We start from the raw sequence: 21,748 nt of genomic DNA, 5'->3' as shown, positions 1-21,748 counted from the left end.
TATATTATTCACTCTACTGAGTCTATTTTACTGCATAATGTATTCATCAATAAACAAATTTCATTCTCAAAATCTAATCCACATTGGTGAGAAAGCAAATGATGTTTCGAATATCCCCTTAGTTACTAAGGTTTCCATATAAAAGATGTATTAAACCGTTTTTAAGACACTCTTTCGGTTTAAATATAATATCGATGGATAGGACGTCCCACACTTCCATATTGTATATCCACCTTTAATAAACTTTGTTTTTCTAAAAAATCCAAGTAACGTCGAGCTGTTACACGAGCCGTTCCAATGTACGTGGACACTTCTTCCGCTGATACGGCTTCGTTACTCTTTTGAATATAGGCAAGTACCTTGTCTAATGTCGCTCGGTTAAAACCCTTTGGTAGCTCGTCAATTATTATTGTCTCAGTGATTGGAGGAACAACTATTTGCTCAGGGAAACGTTGTTGCATTAGTCGATCCACATCATGCTGTGTTAGATCTTGCATACCACTTATTTTCTTTCTATATGCTTGATAATTCTTTAAAGTTTGTTCAATTCGTTCAAACGTAAAAGGTTTCATAATATAATCATAGACACCTAGGTGTAATATTCTCTGCACAGTAGACATATCATTCGCAGCAGTTACGGCAATAACATCAACTGGAATATGTTCTTCACGAATTTTTCCTAGTGTAATAATGCCATCCTGCTCAGGCATAAAAATATCCATAAAGACAAGTTCAGGGTTTAATTGCTTAATCTTCTCTACCCCTTCTACCCCATTACCAGCATAGCCTATCAATGAAAATCCTTTGATTTGCTCAATAAATTGCCTGTTCACTTCTCGTACCATTGGATCATCTTCAATTAATAACACATTAATTACATCCATCTACTCTTCCCCTACCTCAAATAAGATTAAGAAACTTGTCCCTTTCATAAATTCACTCATTACCTCAATATCGCCATTACCTTTTCTTACGATTTCATGTATTAAATGCAAGCCGATACCACGATTCTCACTTGCCTTTGTAGAAAATCCATTCTCAAACATACGAGCTTGCACCTCTTCCGACATCCCAATTCCATTATCAGAAACAGCAATTGCTAGCACACCGTCATGCTCATCTACAGAAATCGCAACATATTTATCATTCTTTGAAAGAACATTTAGCGCTTCAAAGGCATTTTCAATTAAATTTCCTAACAAGACGACAAAATCGTGGTGATCTAATAATGGAGGAAAGCGTTTAAAATGACTTTTTCGATCAATTTCTACTTGTATGCCTAATTCCTTGCCATAACTAACTTTACTTAACAATAATCCTGAAATATTTTCATTATGAAAGCGTTCATTCAAAAACTTCGTTAAAGAAGCTTCATTTTCTGTAGTAGCTGTAACGTATTCAAGTGCTTGCTTTGTATGTCCCAATTGCAGAAGTCCCGCAATAGTATGAAGCTTATTTTTATGCTCATGTGTTTGTACACGCAGTGCTTGAACAAAAGCTTTAACACCTGTTACCTCTTCCGCAAGCTTTTTCACTGCTGTTAAATCTTTAAACATAGCAACTGCTCCAACTAACTCGCCATTTACAATAATTGGGACACGATTACTCAAAATACTATGATGATTGATGTAGAGCTCTTGATCGTATACTGGTGTTGCCGTTTCAACAATTTCAGGCAATCGTGTGTCAGGCAAAACATCATAAATCTTTTCTCCGATACAATCCTCTATCTTTCTAGTAACTCCTAATATATCAGCTGCTTTTTCATTAAAAATTGTAATATTCATTCCTTTATCGACCGCTATAATACCTTCATGCATAGCATTGAACGTTTCTGTTCGTTCCACATACATCTTGGCAATCTCATGAGGCTCAAGCCCAAACATCTGCTTTTTAATATGTCGACCAAGTGTATATGCCCCCCAAATACTAAAAAAGAGCGATATAAGAATAGTAATAAAAATTTCATGCTCATAATTTTGCAACATTTCTATAAAAGTTGGCAGTGAATACCCTACAACGACTATGCCTACTTGTTCTTTTTTGTCATCAATAATAGGGACGAAAGCTCGAATCATTACACCCACTTCCCCTTGTACCTTCGATACATAATAATGCTCACTAAAGGAAGCATTTAAATCCTGTGATTCACTACGTTTTCCTATTTCTTTACTGACCGGGTGAGATAGCCTAATACGATCCATATTCATTACAACAATATACTCTGCTTTATTAACAACACGAATTCCATCTACAATTTTATTGACATTTTTCGCCGCTTCTTTAATATTGTCATTTTTCAAATGCATACTGATTTCTGGCACATTTGATACAGTCCGCGCAACGAGCATGGCACGCTGACCAAACTCCTTTTCTTGCTCAGTTATGAGGTTTCCAAGAACAAAGATGCCACCAAGTAAAAAGGAGAATGCAATGATTAAAAATGTCACTAACAGGATTTTGCCGTTTACAGGCATTTTTATCATTTAAATTTCCTTCCTTTCCAAATCTGCATTTTACTATTAGAGAAGCTTAATGGACTGATTTTACTCATGCTAAGAATGTCACTTCTATCAATGATATGCTTTTAAGATTATCTTCAAAAAAATCTTTTGACAACACTTTTAGTTGACATAAGTAGGAGAAAGTCATGAACTTAATGAACAATATTACGAAAAATTGACGTAAAACAAAATTTTCTTTCATTAATTATTTTTGTATTATAACAATAGTAAATTATTCAGGTAGTATCATAACAGCTTGAGATATTGAAAACACTACGTTTTATTTAAAATATGGATGAATGTACTTAATGAACGATATGTTTCTTATTTTCTAAATCTCTTTTTTCTAAAAGGATTCGCTATGATAATTCTAGTGAAAACGATATCAAAGAGAAAATTTTAGAAAAGAGGTAGCATAAAATGAAATTACTGAAAAATCTGACCGTTCAGGTTATAGCTGCGATCATTCTAGGGGTGATTGTTGGGGCTATCTTCCCTGAGTTTGGAGCAAGCCTAAAAATTCTGGCAGACTTATTCATTAAGCTAATTAAAATGTTAATCGCCCCTATTATCTTTTTAACAGTAGTAATCGGAATCGGTAGTATGGGAGATATGAAAAAGGTTGGTAAAATCGGAGGCAAGGCGTTACTCTATTTCGAAATTGTCTCTACCGTTGCCTTAGCAATTGGTATTGCTGTTGCATTAATCGTTAGCCCTGGTACAGGTTTAGATACATCAGGTGCTGCCGAAGCCGATATCTCAAAATATACAACTGCTGCAGCAGAGTCTGAGCAAGGCTTAGGTGCTTTCATCTCTAGCATTATTCCTGAAAACGTTGTAGGTGCACTTGCAACAGGACAATTACTTCCTGTGTTATTCTCTGCAATCTTGTTCGGCTTAGCTGCTGCTTCTATTGGCGCACCTGCAAAACCTGTCATCACATTTTTTGAACAAGTGGCAGAAATTTTCTTCAAAATCGTAAGTATGGTGATGAAAATATCTCCAATAGGTGCTTTTGGTGCAATGGCCTATACAATTGGTAATTTTGGTTTGAAATCGTTAAGCAACTTAGGTCTATTAATGGCTGCAGTATACATTACAATGTTCTTATTCATAGTCTTTGTTTTAGGAACGATCGCAAAATTCTTCGGCTTCAACATTTTTAAATTTATCGCTTATATAAAAGAAGAGATTTTCTTAGTAATTGGTACTTCATCATCTGAATCTGCCTTGCCATCTATGATGCGTAAATTAGAAAACTTTGGCTGCTCCAAGCAAGTTGTTGGATTAGTAGTACCTACCGGTTATTCCTTTAATCTTGATGGAACGTCCATCTACCTATCAATGGCTGCATTATTTATTGCACAAGCATACGGAATGGATTTGACGTGGATTCAAATTATTACACTTCTTGGGATATTAATGATTACATCTAAAGGTGCCGCTGGTGTAACAGGTTCTGGCTTTATCACATTAGCAGCTACACTTGCTGCTTTCCCAATGATTCCAGTCGAAGGGATTGCACTATTAATTGGTGTTGACCGCTTCATGTCTGAAGCACGTGCCGTAACAAATTTAATTGGTAACGGTGTAGCTTGTGTAGTTGTATCGAAATCCGAAAAAGAGTTTGATATAGAAATGCAAGAACGTGCACTTCAAGGAAAAAATACTATTGTGTCCTAAGAACAAATGCGCTAAAGTGCTGGAGAGCCCGAAGCAAAAGTAAACGCTCCACCACTTTTGTCCGAGGAATCGAAGCGCCTAAAGGATGTAGCACTTTAGCCTAGACGCCTACTATGTTCTAGGGTATTCACAGGCAAAAAATCTATATTTTCCTTAACTACAAGAAAGGGTAGTGATAACAGCTAGTTTGCTGTTTCACTACCCTTTTTATTTAGCATATTGTTCAAGCAAACGTTGCGTATTTGTTGATTGCTCAAGTGCTTTTTTCTCTTTTGCCCAATAGATCGAATATTGCTGATCTCCAACATTAAAAACCATCTGCTGTAATTCTTCACTTAGCTCAGAGCTAATAGCGACCTTTAAAATATCCACCTCATATAAAGGCTTTCCTTTAATTTCGTAGACAATATGATAGAGTGGTTTTTCTTCAAATATAGATCGTTCTTTTTTACTTAGTTTCTTAACATGGCTTAGAGGATATTTTTCAATATAGGCTGTTGCATCTTGACCAGTTGCTCTAAATAAAGATTGTTCTCCTTTAAATAGCTCGATTGCATCAATTTCTGCTGTGTGATCTAAAATGTGAGAAATAGCCTCTTCCTCATTTTTTTCTCGAAACTGCAATGTAAAAGCGCCAATAAGAATAATTGCAACAAATATTACTAGTTTCCATCTTCGTTTATTCATTTTTCATTACCCATTCAATGCCTTTTTGACAAAGCGGTTAATATCTACATCAGCTCCAATAACAAGCATAATGTCTCCTAGCAAAATTTTATCACTCGCTTGCGGAGATACGATGATATCTGAACCACGCTTAAGACCTACAATATTAATCCCGTACTTTGCACGAATATCTAAATCCATAACAGAGTTACCCGCAATCGCATCATTGGCCTTAAGCTCCATAATTGAATGTTCATCTGAAAGCTCCAAATAATCAAGCACTGTATTAGACAGCATATTATTGGCAATACGTATCCCCATATCGCGCTCAGGATGCACGACAAAATCTGCACCAATTTTACGCAGAACTTTTTCATGGTAGTCATTCTGAGCCTTTACAGTAATCTGCTGAACACCAATTTCTTTTAAAATAATGGTTGTTAAAATACTAGCTTGAATATCTTCACCAATGGCTACGATAACATGCTCAAAATTACGAATACCTAATGAATTTAATACCGATTCATCTGTCGAATCTGCGATAACGGCCTGTGTGGCAATGGAAGCAAACTCGTCCACCCGCTCTGAGGAATTATCTATCGCCATAACTTGTGCACCTTGACTCATTAGTTCGCGAACAATGCTTCCTCCAAAACGTCCAAGTCCAATGACAGCAAACTCTTTTTTCATCATTAAAAATCCCTCCGAAAACTACTATACCATTATTGTAACGCATTCTCTGCTATATGTATCGTCAAAACAAGAAACTATTCGTCAATAAAAGACATCTCTTGAACAGGATCGTTCTACCTAGTAGCTTTTTTGTTCGGTTGTCGTTAGGAAATAATCGTATTAGCCTCAAAACTGCTCGGGTTGCACGAGAAAGTGATCTGGTTTGCACCAAAACTGCTCGGGTTATCCAATCAAGTGATCAGGGTAACCTCTTTTTCGTTCGGGTCACGCCTTAATTTGATCGGATTACTCCCTTTTTCGCTCGGGTCGGATTATGAACGTTCCACCCGATTTTTCTACTCAGGTAACTAGGATACTCTCCGATTCCCTCCCGAAGATTCTCCATAAAAAAAGACGAGGAATAAAATATCCTCGCCTCTTAATCTGCTATTTTATGCATTACGCATTTCATCTAAAACACGATTTACACGTTTTTCTAGCATTTTCATTCCGCTACCACCGGCTTGCATATGACGAAGCTGACCATCTTTATCGAAAACAAAATATGCTGGTACGTATTGGTTTTCAAATGCATCCGTTAGCTTTAATTCGCTATCAACAAAGATTGGTTGAACAATATCATGCTCTGCTGCTACCGCTTTGATTGTTTCTAAATCTGTATCTTCCTCAGAACGTGGCATGTGCACTGCAATAACGTTTAACTCATCTTTGTATTGATCACGGAAATTGTTCACATCCGGCATTGCTTCTTTGCATAAATGGCAACTAACTGACCAGAAGTGGATTAACGTTGGTTTTTCACCTACTAAATCCGCTTTTGTTACTTCACCATTTAACCAAGTCGTTGCGCCTACAAGTTCAGGCATTTGTTCACGAAGTTTCATAAAACATTCTCCTTTATTTATATCAAGTTTAAAAAAATCCCCACAGCAAGTTTGTGGGGACTCTTTATTTGTTAAATAATCAATTTTGCCAAGTCTTTAATTATAGAGTTGCTTGACCTGGGCGCCAGTTTGCTGGGCAAAGACCACCAGTTTGTAAAGCTTGAAGTACACGTAAAGTTTCATCTACATCACGGCCGATGTTGTTATCGAATACTGTTTGGTATTTTAATTCGCCTTCTGGGTTGATGATGAATAAGCCGCGTAGTGCGATACCTTCTTCTTCAATTAAAACACCATATTCTTTTGAAATTTGGTGATTTGTATCTGCTGCTAATGGATATTTTAACTCACCAAGACCATTTTTAGTGCGGTCAGTGTTAATCCAAGCTAAGTGAGTGTGGATTGTATCAGTAGAAACACCGACTACTTCTGCATCTAAGTCTTCAAACTCATCGTAACGATCGCTCATTGCAGTGATTTCTGTTGGACATACGAAAGTGAAGTCCATTGGATAGAAGAAAAGAACTGTCCATTTATCTTGTGCTTTAATGTCTTCTAATGATACTTTACCAAAAGATTTGTCTGGAAGTACTGCTTCCATTGTAAAGTCAGGTGCTTGTTTACCTACCATGCGTTCTGCCATAATAAATCCCTCCGATTAAATATGTAGTGTATATATTCCATTCGCACCAGCGAACTCGTCTTCTACGATAGCAGAGTAATCGTAGTTTTTCAAACAAGTAAACTTCCCAATAGTGCTCATATTAAATTATCTGACAAATTTTCGTCAAATCCCCAAATGGAATAGCTACTACAGCCTATTTATTAGCTACTTTTAACAATTTTATTCTAATTTAAACGAAATTTTTCTACGCGATATTTATGTATAATTTCTAAAAATTATATCTACTTTTTTTTCATAAAAAACGATTGCAAATTCTTTATTATTATGTATAATTGTAATGGTTTTAGTAAACTAAAAGTTTCGTTAAAGTAAACTTCATATTTCAAAAGTTTATGATTGCTAAACTTCTTCTAGGAGGGAAAAGATGCAAATAGGAGCAAAAATCAAAGCGCTTCGTTTAAAAAAGGGTCTTACCCAAGAGGAACTTGGAGAACGTACAGATTTAAGTAAAGGGTATATTTCACAATTAGAACGTGATCTAAATTCACCTTCCATTGAAACATTATTTTCACTATTAGAAGTTTTAGGGTCAACCCCTAAGGAATTTTTCGATGATGAAGCACCTGAACAAAAGGTTGTATATACAGAGGATGATCAATCCATTTATTCAGATGAAGAAAAAAAATATGAGATTCAATGGCTCATTCCTACATCAAATGAAAAAGAGATGGAGCCTATTTTCTTAACATTTGCTGCTGATGGTGAATTCAAACAATTTGAGCCCTCGCTCTCAGAAACATTTATTTATGTTGTCGAAGGGCGTATTCGTCTCGTTTTAGGAAATGAGCAGTATATAGCAAGTGAAGGCAATGCTCTCTATTTTGACGCGACAGATCATCATCAAATTTTTAATGCACATGCTGATGAAACAAAAATTTTGCTTGTCGCAACGGATTCATATTTATAGCTTAAGGAGGCACATCTATGACAACGAATTCGATTATCCGCTTTGAAAATGTTTCAAAGTCCTATAATGACGGCACGGTCGTCTTAAAAAACATTAACTTGGAGCTAGAAAAAGGGAAATTCTATACACTACTAGGTCCTTCTGGTTGTGGTAAAACAACTATTTTACGTATGATTGCTGGATTCACAGAACCGACTACAGGAGATATCTATTTTCATGATAAAAAAATCAACTCAGTACCAGCAAATGAACGTCAAGTAAACACAGTTTTTCAGGATTATGCGTTATTTCCTCATTTAAATGTCTTTGAAAACGTCGCATTTGGACTTCGCATAAAAAAACTTCCTGAAAGTGAAATTAAAAATCGTGTTGCGGAAGCATTAAAATTCGTTAACTTAGCAGGCTATAGCAATCGTGAAATTTCTGAAATGTCTGGTGGTCAACGTCAACGTGTAGCTATTGCTCGTGCGATTGTAAATGATCCTGAAGTAATTTTACTCGATGAGCCTCTTTCTGCTTTAGATTTAAAACTACGTACAGAGATGCAGTATGAGCTACGAGAGTTACAACAGCGACTTGGAAAAACATTTGTATTTGTCACACACGATCAAGAAGAAGCACTTGCCATGAGTGATGAAATATTTGTCCTAAGTGAAGGTGAAGTTCAACAATCTGGTACACCGGTAGATATTTATGATGAGCCAATTAACCGCTTCGTTGCTGATTTTATTGGTGAATCAAATATTGTTCCTGGCGTGATGATTGAAGATTTCAAAGTAGAATTTGCTGGTAAAGTTTTTGAATGTGTTGACCAAGGTATGAAGCCAAATGAAAAAATTGATATTGTCATTCGCCCAGAGGATTTAGAAATGACAACAATCGACAAAGGAAAACTTGTCGTTAAAGTTGATACTCAATTGTTCCGTGGGGTGCATTATGAATTATCCACGTATGACACAGATGGGAATGAATGGCTTGTACATTCATTGAAAAAAGCTGAGGTAGGGACAGAAATTGGCTTAGACTTTGATCCTGAAGCAATTCATGTAATGCGCTTAAATGAAACAGAAGAAGAATTCGATAAGCGTTTAGAGGCGTATGGAGACGACGAAGATGCAAACTAAGACTTCGAAATCAGCCTTATTTCCTTACGTTTTATGGATTGCATTTTTCGTTATCGCACCGATTGCACTTGTTGTTTACTATTCCCTACTAGATATACATGGCAATTTCACGCTCGATAACTATAAAGCATTCTTTACTTCTGTCTATTTAAAAATGACATTAAGTTCATTCTGGTATGCGTTTTTAATTACGTTCTTTACGTTACTTGTTTCGTATCCAACAGCCTATTTTTTAACAAAAACGAAATATAAGCAACTTTGGCTTTTACTAATTATTATTCCTTCTTGGATTAATCTTTTGTTAAAAACATATGCTTTTATCGGGATTTTCGGCTTGCACGGCCCATTAAATGCGTTTATCGAAGTATTTGGTTTTGATCCGAAGCAAATGCTATTCACTGACATTAGCTTTGTGTTCGTATCCGTTTATATTTTTATTCCATTTATGATTTTACCGATTTTCAACTCCTTGGATCGTTTAAATCCGGCTCTTATTTATGCAGCACGTGATTTAGGGGCATCTGCCTTTACTACATTCCGTCGCGTTATATTGCCTTTAACAATGGACGGTGTTAAATCAGGTATTCAAGTTGTATTTATTCCTGCATTATCACTTTTCATGATTACTCGTTTAATTGCAGGAAACCGTGTTATTACACTTGGTACAGCTATTGAACAACAATTCCTTGTAACCCAAAACTGGGGAATGGGTTCAACAATTGCTGTTTTCTTAATTTTATTTATGGTCATCGTTATGCTAATTACAGGACAGAAAAAGGATAAAGGAGGTCGCGTACGATGAAAAAACTATCTGCTACAGCAAGAGTGTATTTAGCGATTGTTTTTATCGTTTTGTATGCACCTATCTTCTATTTAATCTTCTATTCATTCAATAGTGGCGGATCGATGAATAATTTTGAGTCCTTTACGTTAGAACATTATAAAGCGGTGTTTGAGGATTCACGTTTACTCGTTATTTTAATTAATACAGTCATCGTGGCTTTACTCTCTGCATTGATTTCTACAATCATTGGGACACTAGGAGCTATTGGCATTGTCACTATAAAAGATTCCAAAATGCGCAATACCCTACTTTCTTTAAACAATGTGTTAATTGTTAGCCCGGATGTCATTATTGGTGCAAGCTTTTTAATTTTATTCACAATGATCGGTATTAAATTAGGCTTTACTTCTGTGTTATTAGCACATGTAGCGTTTAGTGTACCAATTGTTGTACTAATGGTCCTACCGAAACTATTAGAAATGAATAAATCATTAATCGATGCTGCATTGGATTTAGGTGCAACGAAAAAAGATGTCATGATGCGTGTTATTTTACCGTATATTCAACCTGGTATTTTTGCAGGGTTCTTCCTTGCCCTAACGTATTCTCTAGATGATTTTGCGGTAACGTTTTTCGTGACAGGTAACGGCTTTAGTACTTTATCTGTTGAAATTTACTCTATGGCCCGTGCCGGTATTTCCTTAACGGTTAACGCTATTTCTGGTTTAGTATTCTTTGTTACGGTTATCATCGTAGTTGGCTATTACTTCATTACAAGCCGAGCTAGTAAAAGAACGGGGGGAACTCAATGAAGCAATTAATTCAAGCAACAATCGCTATTCTTGTCGTTTCCGCCCTTTTGTTCTATGCTGCTGACGCTCTAAGTGCTGGCGGTGGGAAAAGTGGTAAAGATACGTTAACAATCTTTAACTGGGGAGAATATATTGACCCTGATTTGCTGAAGCAATTTGAAAAAGAAACAGGCATTCACGTCATTTATGAAACGTTTGATTCCAATGAAGCGATGATGACAAAAATTCAACAAGGTGGTACAGCTTACGATATTGCAGTACCCTCTGAATATACGATTGAAAAAATGAAGGAAGAAAACTTACTTATTCCTTTAGATAAATCTAAAATCCCTAATTTAAAAAATATCGATCCTTATTTTTTAGACCTACCATTTGATGATGACAATAAATATTCTGTTCCATATTTCTGGGGAACAGTCGGCATTGTCTATAATCCAAAGCTCGTTGGAAAGCTTGACTTCTCATCTTGGGAGGACTTATGGGACCCATCGTTAAAACGTAAAGTCTTTTTAGTAGACGGCGCACGTGAGGTAATTGGTATGGGCTTAAACAGTCTTGGCTACTCACTCAACTCTTTAAATAAACAGGAGCTACGTAAAGCTACTGATAAACTAATCACACTAGCACCAAATGTTAAAGCCATTATCGGGGATGAAATTACACCTCTGATGATTAACAACGAGGCAGCTGTGGCACTCACTTGGTCTGGTCAAGCAGCAGATATGTTGTCAGAAAATGAAGATTTAGACTTTGCTGTACCAAAGGAAGGCTCAAACTTATGGTTTGACAATATGGTCATCCCAAAAACTTCAAAAAATATTGATGGTGCACATGCCTTCATCAATTTTATGCTTAAAGCTGAATCCGGTGCTAAAAATGCTAATTATCTAGGCTACTCTACCCCAAATATTGCAGCGATGAAATTAATGGATAAGAAAGTTGTATCTGATGAACGCTTCTATCCTTCTAAAAAACAACGCGAAACATTAGAGGTATATAAAAATCTAGGCCCTGATTATTTAGGCAAATACAATGAGCTGTTTTTAAAATTTAAAATGAGTATTCGATAGATTAAAAAAAGTGATGAAAAACAAAATTGTTTTTCATCACTTTTTTTGTTGAAAAGAAGCATTTTTTATCGAGGAAGCCATGTCGATGATTTTTGGATTACATCTGATTTATCAGTATTCTGTACTACCTCTTGGATAATATTTAGCTCAGAAGCTGAAAGATCATTTGCTATCTGTAATTGTTGTAAATTAATTTCATCTTTATTAGAATTTGTGAGTAATGTATGAACCGTAATCATTATCATAGTATTCCCTTCCTCTCAATTTGTTTACAGTTATGATAACACACGTGTTGATTAACCATTTTTATCCACCTTGATTAATTTGAAGGCTCTGATTTCCGCTGCGGGCGAGCGTCGAGCCGCTTCCTCCGCTGGTGTCGTTGCTGTCGTTGCACTTTCGCACGGATAAAACATCGCTGCCGCTACGTTAGCACTCGCGCTTTCGCACAGAAAACATTCGCTCCTTGCAGGGTCTCGTCTGTCTCGCTTTCCCGCGGGAGTAGAGTAGCCCTACGCTACAATCAGTTAAAATGGAAATACATTAGCAAAATAGCATCGAAAAAATCCTTTTATCACTCAATAATAAACCTATTTTTTCCTAATCAACACGCTTGATACATAAGATTTCTAGTAAGAATTTTAAAATCCATACTTTAATATAAATGATATGCCACATTGCTAATAAAAACTTTAGGAATAACAATCTCCCTTGTTCAAAGACTCCGTTGTGGTCACCTATAATCTGCATGTTTAAAGCACCTTATTCTGTATGTAACATGTGTGAATACCAGAGTTGTAGCTGATTGCTCTTCAATTCTCAGAATTTGTAGAAAAACCTACAAAAAATGATTTTGAAAATTTATAGCTGATGGTTTTGTACTAACATAAGCAAAAAAAAGAAACGCAGGAGAGTAGTGATGAAAACAAAAAAATCTAAGAAAAGCCCTCTGTTAAATTGGCAGTAAAGCATCATCCCCTTTTTAATCTAATTTGAACATCACTTTAAAACATTAAGGAATGAATTAAGTCAAATTATCTGAATTATCAATTTTTGTTAATAAAATAGCAAAAGTTGATTTTAAAACTTTTATAGCAAATGGTATGGTATTCACATCACAAAAAAGAAAAGAGGCGAATTTATATGACAATCAAAAAATTGTTAACACCATTCTTAATTGCAGGTTTTGTTTTATCAGCTGGAAGTAACTCTTTTGCTGAAGCAAATGAATCGAATGATGAAGTAGATTGGGATAAGGCTTGGGAATCTTTCGAAACTGAAAACTATCCTAGTACTATTACTTTCCCTGGTGGTGAGTCTTTAACTAGGGCAAACGAAGCTCTCAGATATACAAATGGAAGTACAAAAATTTCATATGCGAAAGGAAAAGTTAAGAGCACCGGGATATCTCAAGACGGTGGTATTTTCGATATAATATCGCACAAACATCAATAAGAACTGCGGGCTTAAGTTATATTCAAGGGAATTATGCTAACTACAGTATTGAAAGTAACCCCTTCTAAAGCTACTTCTACAGTTAAGACTACTGATTTATCAGGTACTAATGTATGGGAAGGTTTAACTTATCATACAGTCAACCGATTTTCATCAAAAATAGTATTTACAGGATATACTTCTGATTCTGCGAAATACTAAAAAATTAAATATTAATTATTATTTTATCACACGTGTTGATTAACCATTTTTATCAACCTTGATTAATTTGAAGGCTCTGATTTCCGCTACGGGCTACTCGCTTTCCTGCGGGCGAGCGTCGAGCCGCTTCCTCCGCTACGTTGCTGTCGCTTCGCTTTCCCGCGGGAGTCGAGTAGCCCTACGCTACAATCAGTTAAAAATGGAAATACATTAGCAAAATAGCATCGGAAAAATCCTTTTATCACTCAATAATAAACCTATTTTTTCCTAATCAACACGCTTGTTATGATAATATAAAGGGAGTGTGTATTAACCGCAAATCTATTAGTAATAACCGCAAATTTTTTATTTGGAGAGGGTTATATGATGAGTAATAAAAAAAAATCCTATTTTTACAATTAATATTCTTCTTATCCCACTTTTTTTTAATATTTACTATGTTGAAACCATATATCGGCATAGATGTACAGTATAATAAAAATGGCCAAATCACCATATCCAATATCTATGATAACGATGGCTGGGCTCGCTATTCATATCTCGCTATCGGTGATACTATCTTAGAGGTAGATGAGATCAATGTGACTACGATCAATACTCATCTCAAACGTAATAATTGCTTTGTTCATGGTTCCACTATAAAGATTATAAGAAACAATAAAATACAGTACATACAAGCACCACCCGATTCTGTTAAATACACCTTTCAAGAAATTATCATTCCTAGCATATTTTCCTTAACAATTTTCATTCTGACTCTTTTTATCTATCAACAAAATAGTAAAGTTGCTTTTTATTTAACTGGATTTCTATTATCAGTGACTCTCAGTTTTTTTGCCTCGACAGAATCTGGAAGAGGAGATAATGTTTCCAGTATTATTATTAGTGTATTTTTCCCCTTAGGCTCTCTTTTTCTGACACAGTTCATTCGAATACTGTTGTTAGAAAAGGGTATTAAAATCAAATGGGATATTTTTTATAAAATAAATGGATTTATCTGTTTGATTATTATTATTTCAAAATTATTAACTCTTTTCTTCATAAATAATTTAGATGCTTTCAACACCATACTTGTTATCAGCTACTTCTGTTTCAATATTTGTTTTTCAATTTTGCTACTAATTTATTTTTACTTAACTACTAAAGGTTCTCATCATGAGATATTTTTAAAATGGTTAATATTAATTAATGTTTGTGCATTTGTACCTTTTATTTTTTTACATGCAGTTCCATTTATCTTTAGACTACCTTATATACAAGATGATCTAGCAGCTTTTACGATATTTATTATTCCTATTGGTTACACATATATTGTGTTGACTAATCGTTTAATAGATATTAATTTTATATCAAAACAAATTCCATATTATGTATTTTTAACATTTACCCCCACTCTTATCTTAACAATTTTCATTATCAGTGAAAGATTCTACTCAGGAAATATTATTTTGTATTTTATAATTTTATTTCTCGTAATACTTACCATCAATATTGTGACATTATTTCTAAAAGAAAAACTAGATTTTCAATTAAAAGATAGTTTACTTTATCATCAATCCTTTTTTTCTAAAAATTTAAATGAATTTTCACAAAAACTAGCTTCTGTTATCAAAGAAGATGATTTAGAAGATTTATTACTGCATCAAATCAAAGAGACATTAGATCCTCAAATTCTACTATTGATTCGAATAAATTATGAAACTACCGAGTACCAATGCTTTGATTTCATCCAAAATAATACAGAAATTATACTTGCAGATTCTATTAAACTTAAGCTTAAAAATAATCATACAGATATATTAATTGACCACCCAAATTATCTTGGCATTCAGCTTTATGAACATCATAAAATAGGTACGTATATTTGGATTAGCAGAAAAAGAAATAACACGATGATCAATTTACATGAAAAAATGTGGTTAATAAATATTGTTAAATACGTAAGATTGGTCTTTGAAAACTTAAATATAGTAAAAAATATAATTGAGACAATCGAAAATAGAGACACAACCAATCATCAATCTTCAAACACTCTTACTCGATTTTTATTGCAATTAAGTGAACAGGAACGTAAACGATTGGCGTCAGATTTACATGATTCCACTTTACAAGATCAAACAATTTGGTATCAGAAATTAGATCTGCTTATACAAAAAACAAGCTCTATACAGAAGGATGACTTAGAAACATTAAATAAAATCAAGAACGGTTTATTGGATGTTATTAAACAAATTAGAGATACCTGTAGTGAGTTACGTCCCAACTTTTTGTTAAATACAAATTTTATCGGATCGTTAGAAAATCTTTGTAAAAAGAAACAAGCGAAAGCTAGTTTTAGCCTACGATATGAATTTCAACTTTCTAACTACGCAAATAATCATAATTTAACAATTTCTATCTACCGTGTACTTCAAGAACTGCTTACCAATGCTGAAAAGCATTCTAATGCCACATTAGTATCCATAGAAATGTGGGAGGATGATCATTATATTTTCTTAGATTATAAGGATAATGGTATAGGGATGGACAATATAAGTGAGCAGTATAATGAGAATCATATTGGATTAATCGGTATAAAAGAACGTATTCATATTTTAGACGGAGAAATTGAATTTATTACGGAACTTACTCAAGGATTACAAATTTTAATAACAATTCCGAGGTGAGAACATTGATTCAGCTATTAATTGTAGACGATCATCCAATGGTTGGTCTCGGCACTAAAAATATACTAGAGGAAGTATCAGATTATAATATTACTTATCTATCAAGTTGGCAGCAGGTCATACAAGGCATCAAGAAAAAATCATTTGATCTTTACTTATTGGATATTAATATGCCTAACTGCTCTGGCATCGAATTATCAAAAAAAATCTTACTTACTCATTCGGATGCTAAAATCATACTTTATACAGGATTTGATTATTCCTGTCAGTTGAATACTCTAATCGAGTTGGGAATTTGCGGTATTATAAGCAAATCTGCATCCTATCAGGAATTAATGATAAATATACAAGCTGTACTAAAGGGTTATGTAATGATTCCAAGGGAAATGTTAATTCGTTCGTTACCATCTAACATATCTCAAGGATTTTTAGTTGCTGAGCAACAGCAAGAATTTTCACAAAAAGAGATGGATATTTTAGAAAATTTAGCTAAAGGAGCCAGCAATAAAGAAATTGCGGATGAACTTTTTATGAGTATTCGTGCCGTAGAATATAATTTAACCAAAATATATAAAAAGCTATGTGTAAATTCTCGTTCTGAGGCAGTTGCAAAAATTTTAAGTAACAATCGTACTCAATTTTAATAATGTCTTTTAGTTTAAAGAGATGGAGGGATTATATTGAAGTCATCTCAGGACATGATTTTACAGGAAGAATTAATCATAATAGCAAATCAACTGATTGAAAAGTCGTTTTCCGATGTCTATTTGCAACAGCTTGCTCAAAGCTAAGTAAATTTTAAATTTCAACAAAGTCTAAATTTTGCCCTATTAACTGAGCTTCACTATTCCATCTTTAGAGAGCAACAGAATTTAGAGGAAAAAAGAGAATTACAAGTTATTGTAGAATTCATCATATTGGCAGCAGATATATTAGATGATATACAGGACGAAGATGTATTGATTTATCCTTGGTCAAACGTTAATATAGGGGAAAATTTAAATATTATAATCGGTTTTTTACTAACAGCTCTCCATAAAGTTACCTTATTAAATTGTAGTGAGGAAGCTAAAAATTTCATCAGTCAACAAATTCAACTATTATTGCTCAAATCAATCAATGGACAACAAAAAGATATGCATAACAGTATTTCTAATGAATTTGAATATTTGGAAATGGTTAGCCTAAAATCGGGCTCTCTCATGCAGCTTGCTTGTATTTTAGGCGCAGGAAATGTTCTACCAGAAACATTGCAAATGATTAAAACATATACAAATTATTTAGGTATAGTAGCTCAAATCCGTAACGATGTACATGATGTGTTAACAGATCATACTATAAATGACCAAAGGAATGTGCAACCTGTCCGTTACGTGATGATTCCCTCTGTCAGAAGGGTTTCAAAATCAAATGTGACACGGATTTACGAAAATTCACTTATCCAGCACGTGGCTCTGAACTTTGGAAATAACTTTATAAGGAACGTACCGCTGTAGAACGTGTGAATGCTTATTTAAAACAATATTTTCAGTTAAACAACATTCGTCATAGAACAGGAAGAAAAGCCAAACTTCATTTCAACCTGGTGACGTTTATTTATAATGCCTGCAAGTTGGCAGTGGATCGTCTAAATGCTTTATTACAAGTACAAACTCAAGCAGCATAATTTTTAAAAACGTAAGTTTTCTTCAAAGGAGCAGTCTAAGCTCTTGGAACATATGATTTATGAAATTGATTCAAGTATGTATATTAAATTAATTAGTAATTAAGAGAAGATATAAATTTGAATCGGTAGGGATTTTTTACCCTACCGATTACTAGTTCATACTTTACCTTCTTCAACATGCTTCTTTTTTAAAAAAATCAAGGATAAACTAAAAAGGATCGTTAACAATAATCCACACCAAAATGCTTTTGTCATTGCCTCAACAATATATCCTTGCGCATCATTTCGGATATTGCTCTGAATAGCTTTAACTTCCTTTTCTATATTTTCAATTTCAGCATTTACCATAGCAGTTATTTTCTTTTCTATATCTGGTGAAGCATTAACCTCCACAGTCTTAGGCATTTGTTTTAATGCTTCTTCCATTTTCATCGCAACAAATTGATCAGACATTTCCTTGGAGACCTTAAAATCCTCTACCTTCTGCTCTCCTTCAAAAAAGCTATCTTTTTTTCCCTTTAAATTATCAATAGCTATCGTCTTGACAGCATCAGGTACTTCGCTATTTTCAAAGCGTGTCACACCAGCATCCACTATATCGTTTGCATATTGATTTAAAAAACTTAGAGTAATAGAAACAAATAAAGATACACCAATGGCTCCTCCAAGATTTCGTGCTGTCGCAAATATACCTGATCCCAAAGAGACATGCTTTTCTGAAACAGATACCGTACACACTGTTACACTTGTAACCATTATGATACCTAATCCAGTGCCTAATAAGGACATCATCGTAATTAGCACTGGAAATTCAGTATCCGGTGTTAATTTTAAGAGGAAAATAAAACCTACGACAGTAAAAACATAACCAAAAAGCATCGGGACTTGATAGCCAATTTTGTCAATTATTCTCCCAACGATTGGTGCTACGATTAACATTACTGCAGATAAAGGTGTAATAAGAAATGATGCATAAAGAGTCGTGAAATCTTTTACTTGTGTCAAATAAACAGGTAACAAAATTAAAGTACCCATTAACAAAATGCCACCTAAAAAATTCGAGAGAATACCACCTAAATAATGTTTATTGTTAAATATTGAAAAATCCACTAATGGCACCTTAGCCCGTTTTTCTATAAAAATAAATAATAGAGTGGCTATGATACTTATTGAAAAATAAATATATATGGTCGTTGAAGTCCATCCTAATTTTTCACCCTGTAATATCGCATAAGTTAAAAAATAGAGCGCAAAGCTAACGACTAACATACCTAGAACATCTAATTTAAATGGGGATTTGATATCTTTAAATCCTTTAAAAGCTAATAGAATGAATGGAAAGGCTAGAATAATAATTGGAACATTGATATAAAAGATCCAACGCCAATTAATAAAATCTGTTACTACACCACCAAGACTAGGACCAATGGCTACAGCTAGTGCACCAACGGCTCCCCATATCCCCATCGCAAGCCCCATTTTTTCTGCTGGTACAGCTGTCCTTACTAGCATCATACTAGTTGGGATAATCATCGCCCCACCAATTCCTTGTAAAACTCTAGCTGCAATTAAAACTTCTACGGTAGGGGCCATTCCACATAATAATGAGCTTACAGCAAATACGATAACGCCAATTAGAAAAATTTTTCTCCTGCCAAAAAAATCTGCAATTTTCCCTAAAGTGATTAGTAAAATAGCGAGCGTTAACACAAATGAATTGATAATCCAAGAAGCTACACTTAAATTAATTTCATAATCATTCATAATATTTGGGAGTGAAATATTAACTACGGTACTGTCTAAAAAAACTAAAAATAAACCAAGGCTTACCGCCAATACCTGCTTCATACCCCCGTAGATAGGCTCATTTTGATTTGTCATTGTCAACCCTCTTTCATCTGTTCTATGAATTTATAATTGAGTCGGGACATCCAATACAATTTTCCCAATCAATTCCTTAAGAACATCTGGCGTCGGCCCCATGACTGTTCCTGCCATACTATCACGAATATACCTCTCAATCGGTGTATTAGCGGAATAGGCATGCCCTCCACAAACTTTTAAGCCTAATTCTGCCACCTGTAATACTGTTTGACAGGCGATTACCTTTACCTCTAAGGTACTAACCATATCAACTTCCTTGTTCTCCATCCGTTGAACAAATACATTTAACGCAGTCTCAGCCTGATCGCATAGTACTTTTATTTCTCCGATCATCTGCTGAATACTTTGAAAATCAGAAAGATTTGTATTGATATGTGTATAAAATCGTTTCTTCACATAATTAACTGATTCATTGTATATTGCCTTGGCGATGCCAATATTGACAGCTGAAATACCAATTTGCCCCATCGGAAGCAGGGCCTCACGAGTAATTTTAAAGCCCTCACCTTCTTCACCAATAAGCATCTGTTTATTTAAATAGGTATCTATATTTAATGGTGCGCTTTGATTCCCTCTTAATCCCATACCTTCCCATTTTCCACCGACTTCAATGCCATTATATTCTCTAGCTACAGCAAAAAAATTACTTTGCATTGAATTCTTTGCGAACGTTGCTTTTGAGTTAATGACATACACATCTGCCTCTCCCGCACTAGTCACCATAATTTTATTGGTCTTTAGTCGAAGCCCTTTGTCGGTTTCATTTACCTGACTAACTGGTAAGAAAAAATAACAGCCAGAACCAGCTTCACTTAATGCAATTGTAGTAAGACATTGACCTTTACCAATATTACTTAAAATATTTTTTATATAGTCATTTTCTCTTCCATACAATAAAATAGAAACCGCTGACATATGTTGCACATAGACAAGTGCTGTAGAAGCACAAGCTTGAGCCAGCCTTATAACCGTTTCTTTATAGAGTGATAATGGAGCCTCCAATCCTCCTAACTGCTGAGGAATAATTAGACCTAGAAAGCCACCCCGTCCAAGCTCAGTAATATTTTCTCTTGGAAACTCTCGTTCTCTATCAATTCGTGCAGCATTTGGAGCAACAAAATCAACAATAATATCATCTAATTTCGTCAAAAGATCTTGCGTAAAATTCTTTTCTTGTATTGTACTCAATTTATTGCCTCCTCTTTTACTAGTATTGGTGAAAATCTCGCATCATCACATAATGAATCCACTTCAAATGGTATGCTTTCATTTAGTTTCTTCATATCCTGAACAACCATATTTCCATAAATAATAAGATTCCCCATTTTCTCTCGACCATCTCTTGAAATTTTAATGGTTGTATCCTCAAATCGATTCCATCGTTCTCTCGGCTCGATTGTGATACCTCTTTCACATAAATGCTGACATTTTTCAATTTGCTCTGCATGAAGTCGAAGTGTATGGCAAGATCTAGAGGTAGACACCAATGGGTAATTTAAAAAACCATTTACTTTAATTCCTTCATCTCTAAGCAATTGCACAGAGTTCTTCATATAAATATTCATATCTACATCTATTTCCGTTACACCATTTTCTTTCATTAAGCTAATCATAGGTGGATTAGCAATATTCAATTGTAAAAATTGTTCCTTTGTCGCTTGATCTTCATATTGCAAAATATCTTCATACCATGGGCAGTTTCCATAGCTAAAAATTAGTTGCCTGCCTAATGACAAAGTGATGTTTGGAGGTAATGGCTGTTGAGCTAAATAACGCATTGTCCCCCAATCATTCACAATTAGATTTAGCTCATAATGAAAAAAGCGTTGCATCTCAGCAATAAACTTTTTCATCGATGCCTCAAATAACATAGGAAATTCAATTTTCACTTTTTTATTGCGTTCCAATAAAAACTGTATATGCTGATCCCCGAGACCAACCATTTTATAGTGGCAGCCTGAATGCCCTAAGGAAACAATTTGATAACCGTCCAATACTTCATCCGTTAATGTATATAAATAATCATGATGAATTCTTAGCTCTTTTACTGGTGTTTTCAATTAT

19 protein-coding genes and 2 pseudogenes are annotated in these 21,748 nt (G+C 34.6%); 11 read left to right on the top strand and 10 right to left on the bottom strand.

Annotation, left to right across the window (positions count from 1 at the left end; genetic code table 11):
- Positions 1–179: 179 nt before the first annotated feature.
- Positions 180–884 (bottom strand): response regulator, encoded by a 705-nt coding sequence (locus ACQKMV_RS01985; protein ID WP_427502157.1) that lies wholly within the window; start codon positions 882–884, stop codon positions 180–182.
- A complete protein-coding gene (locus tag ACQKMV_RS01980) occupies positions 885–2,486 on the bottom strand; it encodes an ATP-binding protein (RefSeq protein WP_427502156.1) in 1,602 nt (533 codons plus the stop codon). It lies immediately after the preceding gene.
- A 438-nt stretch (positions 2,487–2,924) separates the two neighbouring features.
- On the opposite strand from ACQKMV_RS01980, the gene ACQKMV_RS01975 reads away from it, so the two are divergent.
- Positions 2,925–4,187: a dicarboxylate/amino acid:cation symporter gene (locus ACQKMV_RS01975; RefSeq protein WP_427502155.1), complete on the top strand. Its 1,263-nt coding sequence runs from the start codon at positions 2,925–2,927 to the stop codon at positions 4,185–4,187.
- Positions 4,188–4,394: 207 nt separating this feature from the next.
- Here the strand turns inward: ACQKMV_RS01975 and ACQKMV_RS01970 are convergent, their stop codons facing one another.
- From ACQKMV_RS01970 to ACQKMV_RS01955, 4 genes are all read right to left on the bottom strand, one after another.
- The gene (locus tag ACQKMV_RS01970) at positions 4,395–4,874 is read right to left on the bottom strand and encodes a hypothetical protein (RefSeq protein ID WP_427502154.1); all 480 of its coding nucleotides are present in this window, start codon (positions 4,872–4,874) and stop codon (positions 4,395–4,397) included.
- A 6-nt stretch (positions 4,875–4,880) separates the two neighbouring features.
- Positions 4,881–5,543, bottom strand: coding sequence for a potassium channel family protein (locus ACQKMV_RS01965; RefSeq protein ID WP_427423926.1), 663 nt, complete (start codon positions 5,541–5,543; stop codon positions 4,881–4,883).
- 434 nt (positions 5,544–5,977) lie between these two features.
- Positions 5,978–6,430: a TlpA family protein disulfide reductase gene (locus ACQKMV_RS01960; RefSeq protein ID WP_427423624.1), complete on the bottom strand. Its 453-nt coding sequence runs from the start codon at positions 6,428–6,430 to the stop codon at positions 5,978–5,980.
- Positions 6,431–6,530: 100 nt separating this feature from the next.
- Positions 6,531–7,073, bottom strand: coding sequence for a peroxiredoxin (locus tag ACQKMV_RS01955; protein WP_427423623.1), 543 nt, complete (start codon positions 7,071–7,073; stop codon positions 6,531–6,533).
- Positions 7,074–7,479: 406 nt separating this feature from the next.
- On the opposite strand from ACQKMV_RS01955, the gene ACQKMV_RS01950 reads away from it, so the two are divergent.
- Genes ACQKMV_RS01950 through ACQKMV_RS01930 form a run of 5 tightly spaced genes read left to right on the top strand, consistent with a single transcriptional unit; the run spans position 7,480 to position 11,812 of the window.
- Entirely contained in the window at positions 7,480–8,022 is a 543-nt protein-coding gene (locus tag ACQKMV_RS01950) for a helix-turn-helix domain-containing protein (protein ID WP_427502153.1), read from the top strand.
- A gap of 17 nt (positions 8,023–8,039) precedes the next feature.
- A complete protein-coding gene (locus ACQKMV_RS01945) occupies positions 8,040–9,146 on the top strand; it encodes an ABC transporter ATP-binding protein (protein ID WP_427502152.1) in 1,107 nt (368 codons plus the stop codon).
- A complete protein-coding gene (locus ACQKMV_RS01940) occupies positions 9,136–9,948 on the top strand; it encodes an ABC transporter permease (RefSeq protein ID WP_427502151.1) in 813 nt (270 codons plus the stop codon). Before ACQKMV_RS01945 ends, ACQKMV_RS01940 begins: the two co-directional genes overlap by 11 nt.
- Positions 9,945–10,742: an ABC transporter permease gene (locus ACQKMV_RS01935; RefSeq protein WP_427502150.1), complete on the top strand. Its 798-nt coding sequence runs from the start codon at positions 9,945–9,947 to the stop codon at positions 10,740–10,742. Before ACQKMV_RS01940 ends, ACQKMV_RS01935 begins: the two co-directional genes overlap by 4 nt.
- Positions 10,739–11,812 (top strand): ABC transporter substrate-binding protein, encoded by a 1,074-nt coding sequence (locus ACQKMV_RS01930; protein WP_427502149.1) that lies wholly within the window; start codon positions 10,739–10,741, stop codon positions 11,810–11,812. Before ACQKMV_RS01935 ends, ACQKMV_RS01930 begins: the two co-directional genes overlap by 4 nt.
- Positions 11,813–11,877: 65 nt before the next feature.
- On the opposite strand, the gene ACQKMV_RS01925 is transcribed toward ACQKMV_RS01930, so the two are convergent.
- Entirely contained in the window at positions 11,878–12,057 is a 180-nt protein-coding gene (locus ACQKMV_RS01925; RefSeq protein WP_427502148.1) for a hypothetical protein, read from the bottom strand.
- 898 nt (positions 12,058–12,955) lie between these two features.
- On the opposite strand from ACQKMV_RS01925, the gene ACQKMV_RS01920 reads away from it, so the two are divergent.
- From ACQKMV_RS01920 to ACQKMV_RS01900, 5 genes and pseudogenes are all read left to right on the top strand, one after another.
- On the top strand, positions 12,956–13,267 hold the full coding sequence (locus ACQKMV_RS01920) for a hypothetical protein (protein ID WP_427502147.1): 312 nt from the start codon (positions 12,956–12,958) through the stop codon (positions 13,265–13,267).
- A 638-nt stretch (positions 13,268–13,905) separates the two neighbouring features.
- The gene (locus tag ACQKMV_RS01915) at positions 13,906–16,134 is read left to right on the top strand and encodes a sensor histidine kinase (protein ID WP_427502146.1); all 2,229 of its coding nucleotides are present in this window, start codon (positions 13,906–13,908) and stop codon (positions 16,132–16,134) included.
- 5 nt (positions 16,135–16,139) lie between these two features.
- A complete protein-coding gene (locus ACQKMV_RS01910) occupies positions 16,140–16,778 on the top strand; it encodes a response regulator (RefSeq protein ID WP_427502145.1) in 639 nt (212 codons plus the stop codon).
- 198 nt (positions 16,779–16,976) lie between these two features.
- Positions 16,977–17,456: pseudogene (locus tag ACQKMV_RS01905) on the top strand (polyprenyl synthetase family protein); the annotation flags it as partial.
- Positions 17,457–17,479: 23 nt separating this feature from the next.
- A pseudogene (locus ACQKMV_RS01900) lies at positions 17,480–17,800 on the top strand (transposase); the annotation flags it as partial.
- Positions 17,801–17,956: 156 nt separating this feature from the next.
- On the opposite strand, the gene ACQKMV_RS01895 reads toward ACQKMV_RS01900, so the two are convergent.
- Genes ACQKMV_RS01895 through ACQKMV_RS01885 form a run of 3 tightly spaced genes read right to left on the bottom strand, consistent with a single transcriptional unit; the run spans position 17,957 to position 21,744 of the window.
- Positions 17,957–19,681 carry an MFS transporter gene (locus ACQKMV_RS01895; protein WP_427502144.1) on the bottom strand — a complete coding sequence of 575 codons (1,725 nt, stop codon included), beginning with the start codon at positions 19,679–19,681 and terminating at the stop codon, positions 17,957–17,959.
- Between the two features lie 30 nt (positions 19,682–19,711).
- Entirely contained in the window at positions 19,712–20,872 is a 1,161-nt protein-coding gene (locus tag ACQKMV_RS01890) for an acyl-CoA dehydrogenase family protein (RefSeq protein WP_427502143.1), read from the bottom strand.
- Positions 20,869–21,744: a hypothetical protein gene (locus ACQKMV_RS01885; protein ID WP_427502142.1), complete on the bottom strand. Its 876-nt coding sequence runs from the start codon at positions 21,742–21,744 to the stop codon at positions 20,869–20,871. The genes ACQKMV_RS01890 and ACQKMV_RS01885 overlap by 4 nt, the downstream gene beginning before the upstream one ends.
- Positions 21,745–21,748 lie beyond the last annotated feature (4 nt).

It is taken from the genome of Lysinibacillus sp. NPDC094403 (assembly GCF_050278745.1).
Taxonomy (GTDB): Bacteria; Bacillota; Bacilli; order Bacillales_A; family Planococcaceae; genus Lysinibacillus.
The sequence above is the reverse complement of the archived record's forward strand: the minus strand, read 5'-3'. Positions and strand labels throughout refer to the sequence as shown.

What these genes read in the sequence shown, in the direction of transcription:
- ACQKMV_RS01960 (WP_427423624.1), bottom strand. Translation starts at nt 6,430, where the DNA reads ATGAAACTTCGTGAACAAATGCCTGAACTTGTAGGCGCAACGACTTGG.
- ACQKMV_RS01895 (WP_427502144.1), bottom strand. Translation starts at nt 19,681, where the DNA reads ATGACAAATCAAAATGAGCCTATCTACGGGGGTATGAAGCAGGTATTG.
- ACQKMV_RS01920 (WP_427502147.1), top strand. Translation starts at nt 12,956, where the DNA reads ATGACAATCAAAAAATTGTTAACACCATTCTTAATTGCAGGTTTTGTT.
- ACQKMV_RS01945 (WP_427502152.1), top strand. Translation starts at nt 8,040, where the DNA reads ATGACAACGAATTCGATTATCCGCTTTGAAAATGTTTCAAAGTCCTAT.
- ACQKMV_RS01930 (WP_427502149.1), top strand. Translation starts at nt 10,739, where the DNA reads ATGAAGCAATTAATTCAAGCAACAATCGCTATTCTTGTCGTTTCCGCC.
- ACQKMV_RS01935 (WP_427502150.1), top strand. Translation starts at nt 9,945, where the DNA reads ATGAAAAAACTATCTGCTACAGCAAGAGTGTATTTAGCGATTGTTTTT.
- ACQKMV_RS01980 (WP_427502156.1), bottom strand. Translation starts at nt 2,486, where the DNA reads ATGATAAAAATGCCTGTAAACGGCAAAATCCTGTTAGTGACATTTTTA.
- ACQKMV_RS01965 (WP_427423926.1), bottom strand. Translation starts at nt 5,543, where the DNA reads ATGAAAAAAGAGTTTGCTGTCATTGGACTTGGACGTTTTGGAGGAAGC.
- ACQKMV_RS01925 (WP_427502148.1), bottom strand. Translation starts at nt 12,057, where the DNA reads ATGATAATGATTACGGTTCATACATTACTCACAAATTCTAATAAAGAT.
- ACQKMV_RS01985 (WP_427502157.1), bottom strand. Translation starts at nt 884, where the DNA reads ATGGATGTAATTAATGTGTTATTAATTGAAGATGATCCAATGGTACGA.
- ACQKMV_RS01940 (WP_427502151.1), top strand. Translation starts at nt 9,136, where the DNA reads ATGCAAACTAAGACTTCGAAATCAGCCTTATTTCCTTACGTTTTATGG.
- ACQKMV_RS01915 (WP_427502146.1), top strand. Translation starts at nt 13,906, where the DNA reads ATGTTGAAACCATATATCGGCATAGATGTACAGTATAATAAAAATGGC.
- ACQKMV_RS01955 (WP_427423623.1), bottom strand. Translation starts at nt 7,073, where the DNA reads ATGGCAGAACGCATGGTAGGTAAACAAGCACCTGACTTTACAATGGAA.
- ACQKMV_RS01975 (WP_427502155.1), top strand. Translation starts at nt 2,925, where the DNA reads ATGAAATTACTGAAAAATCTGACCGTTCAGGTTATAGCTGCGATCATT.
- ACQKMV_RS01950 (WP_427502153.1), top strand. Translation starts at nt 7,480, where the DNA reads ATGCAAATAGGAGCAAAAATCAAAGCGCTTCGTTTAAAAAAGGGTCTT.
- ACQKMV_RS01970 (WP_427502154.1), bottom strand. Translation starts at nt 4,874, where the DNA reads ATGAATAAACGAAGATGGAAACTAGTAATATTTGTTGCAATTATTCTT.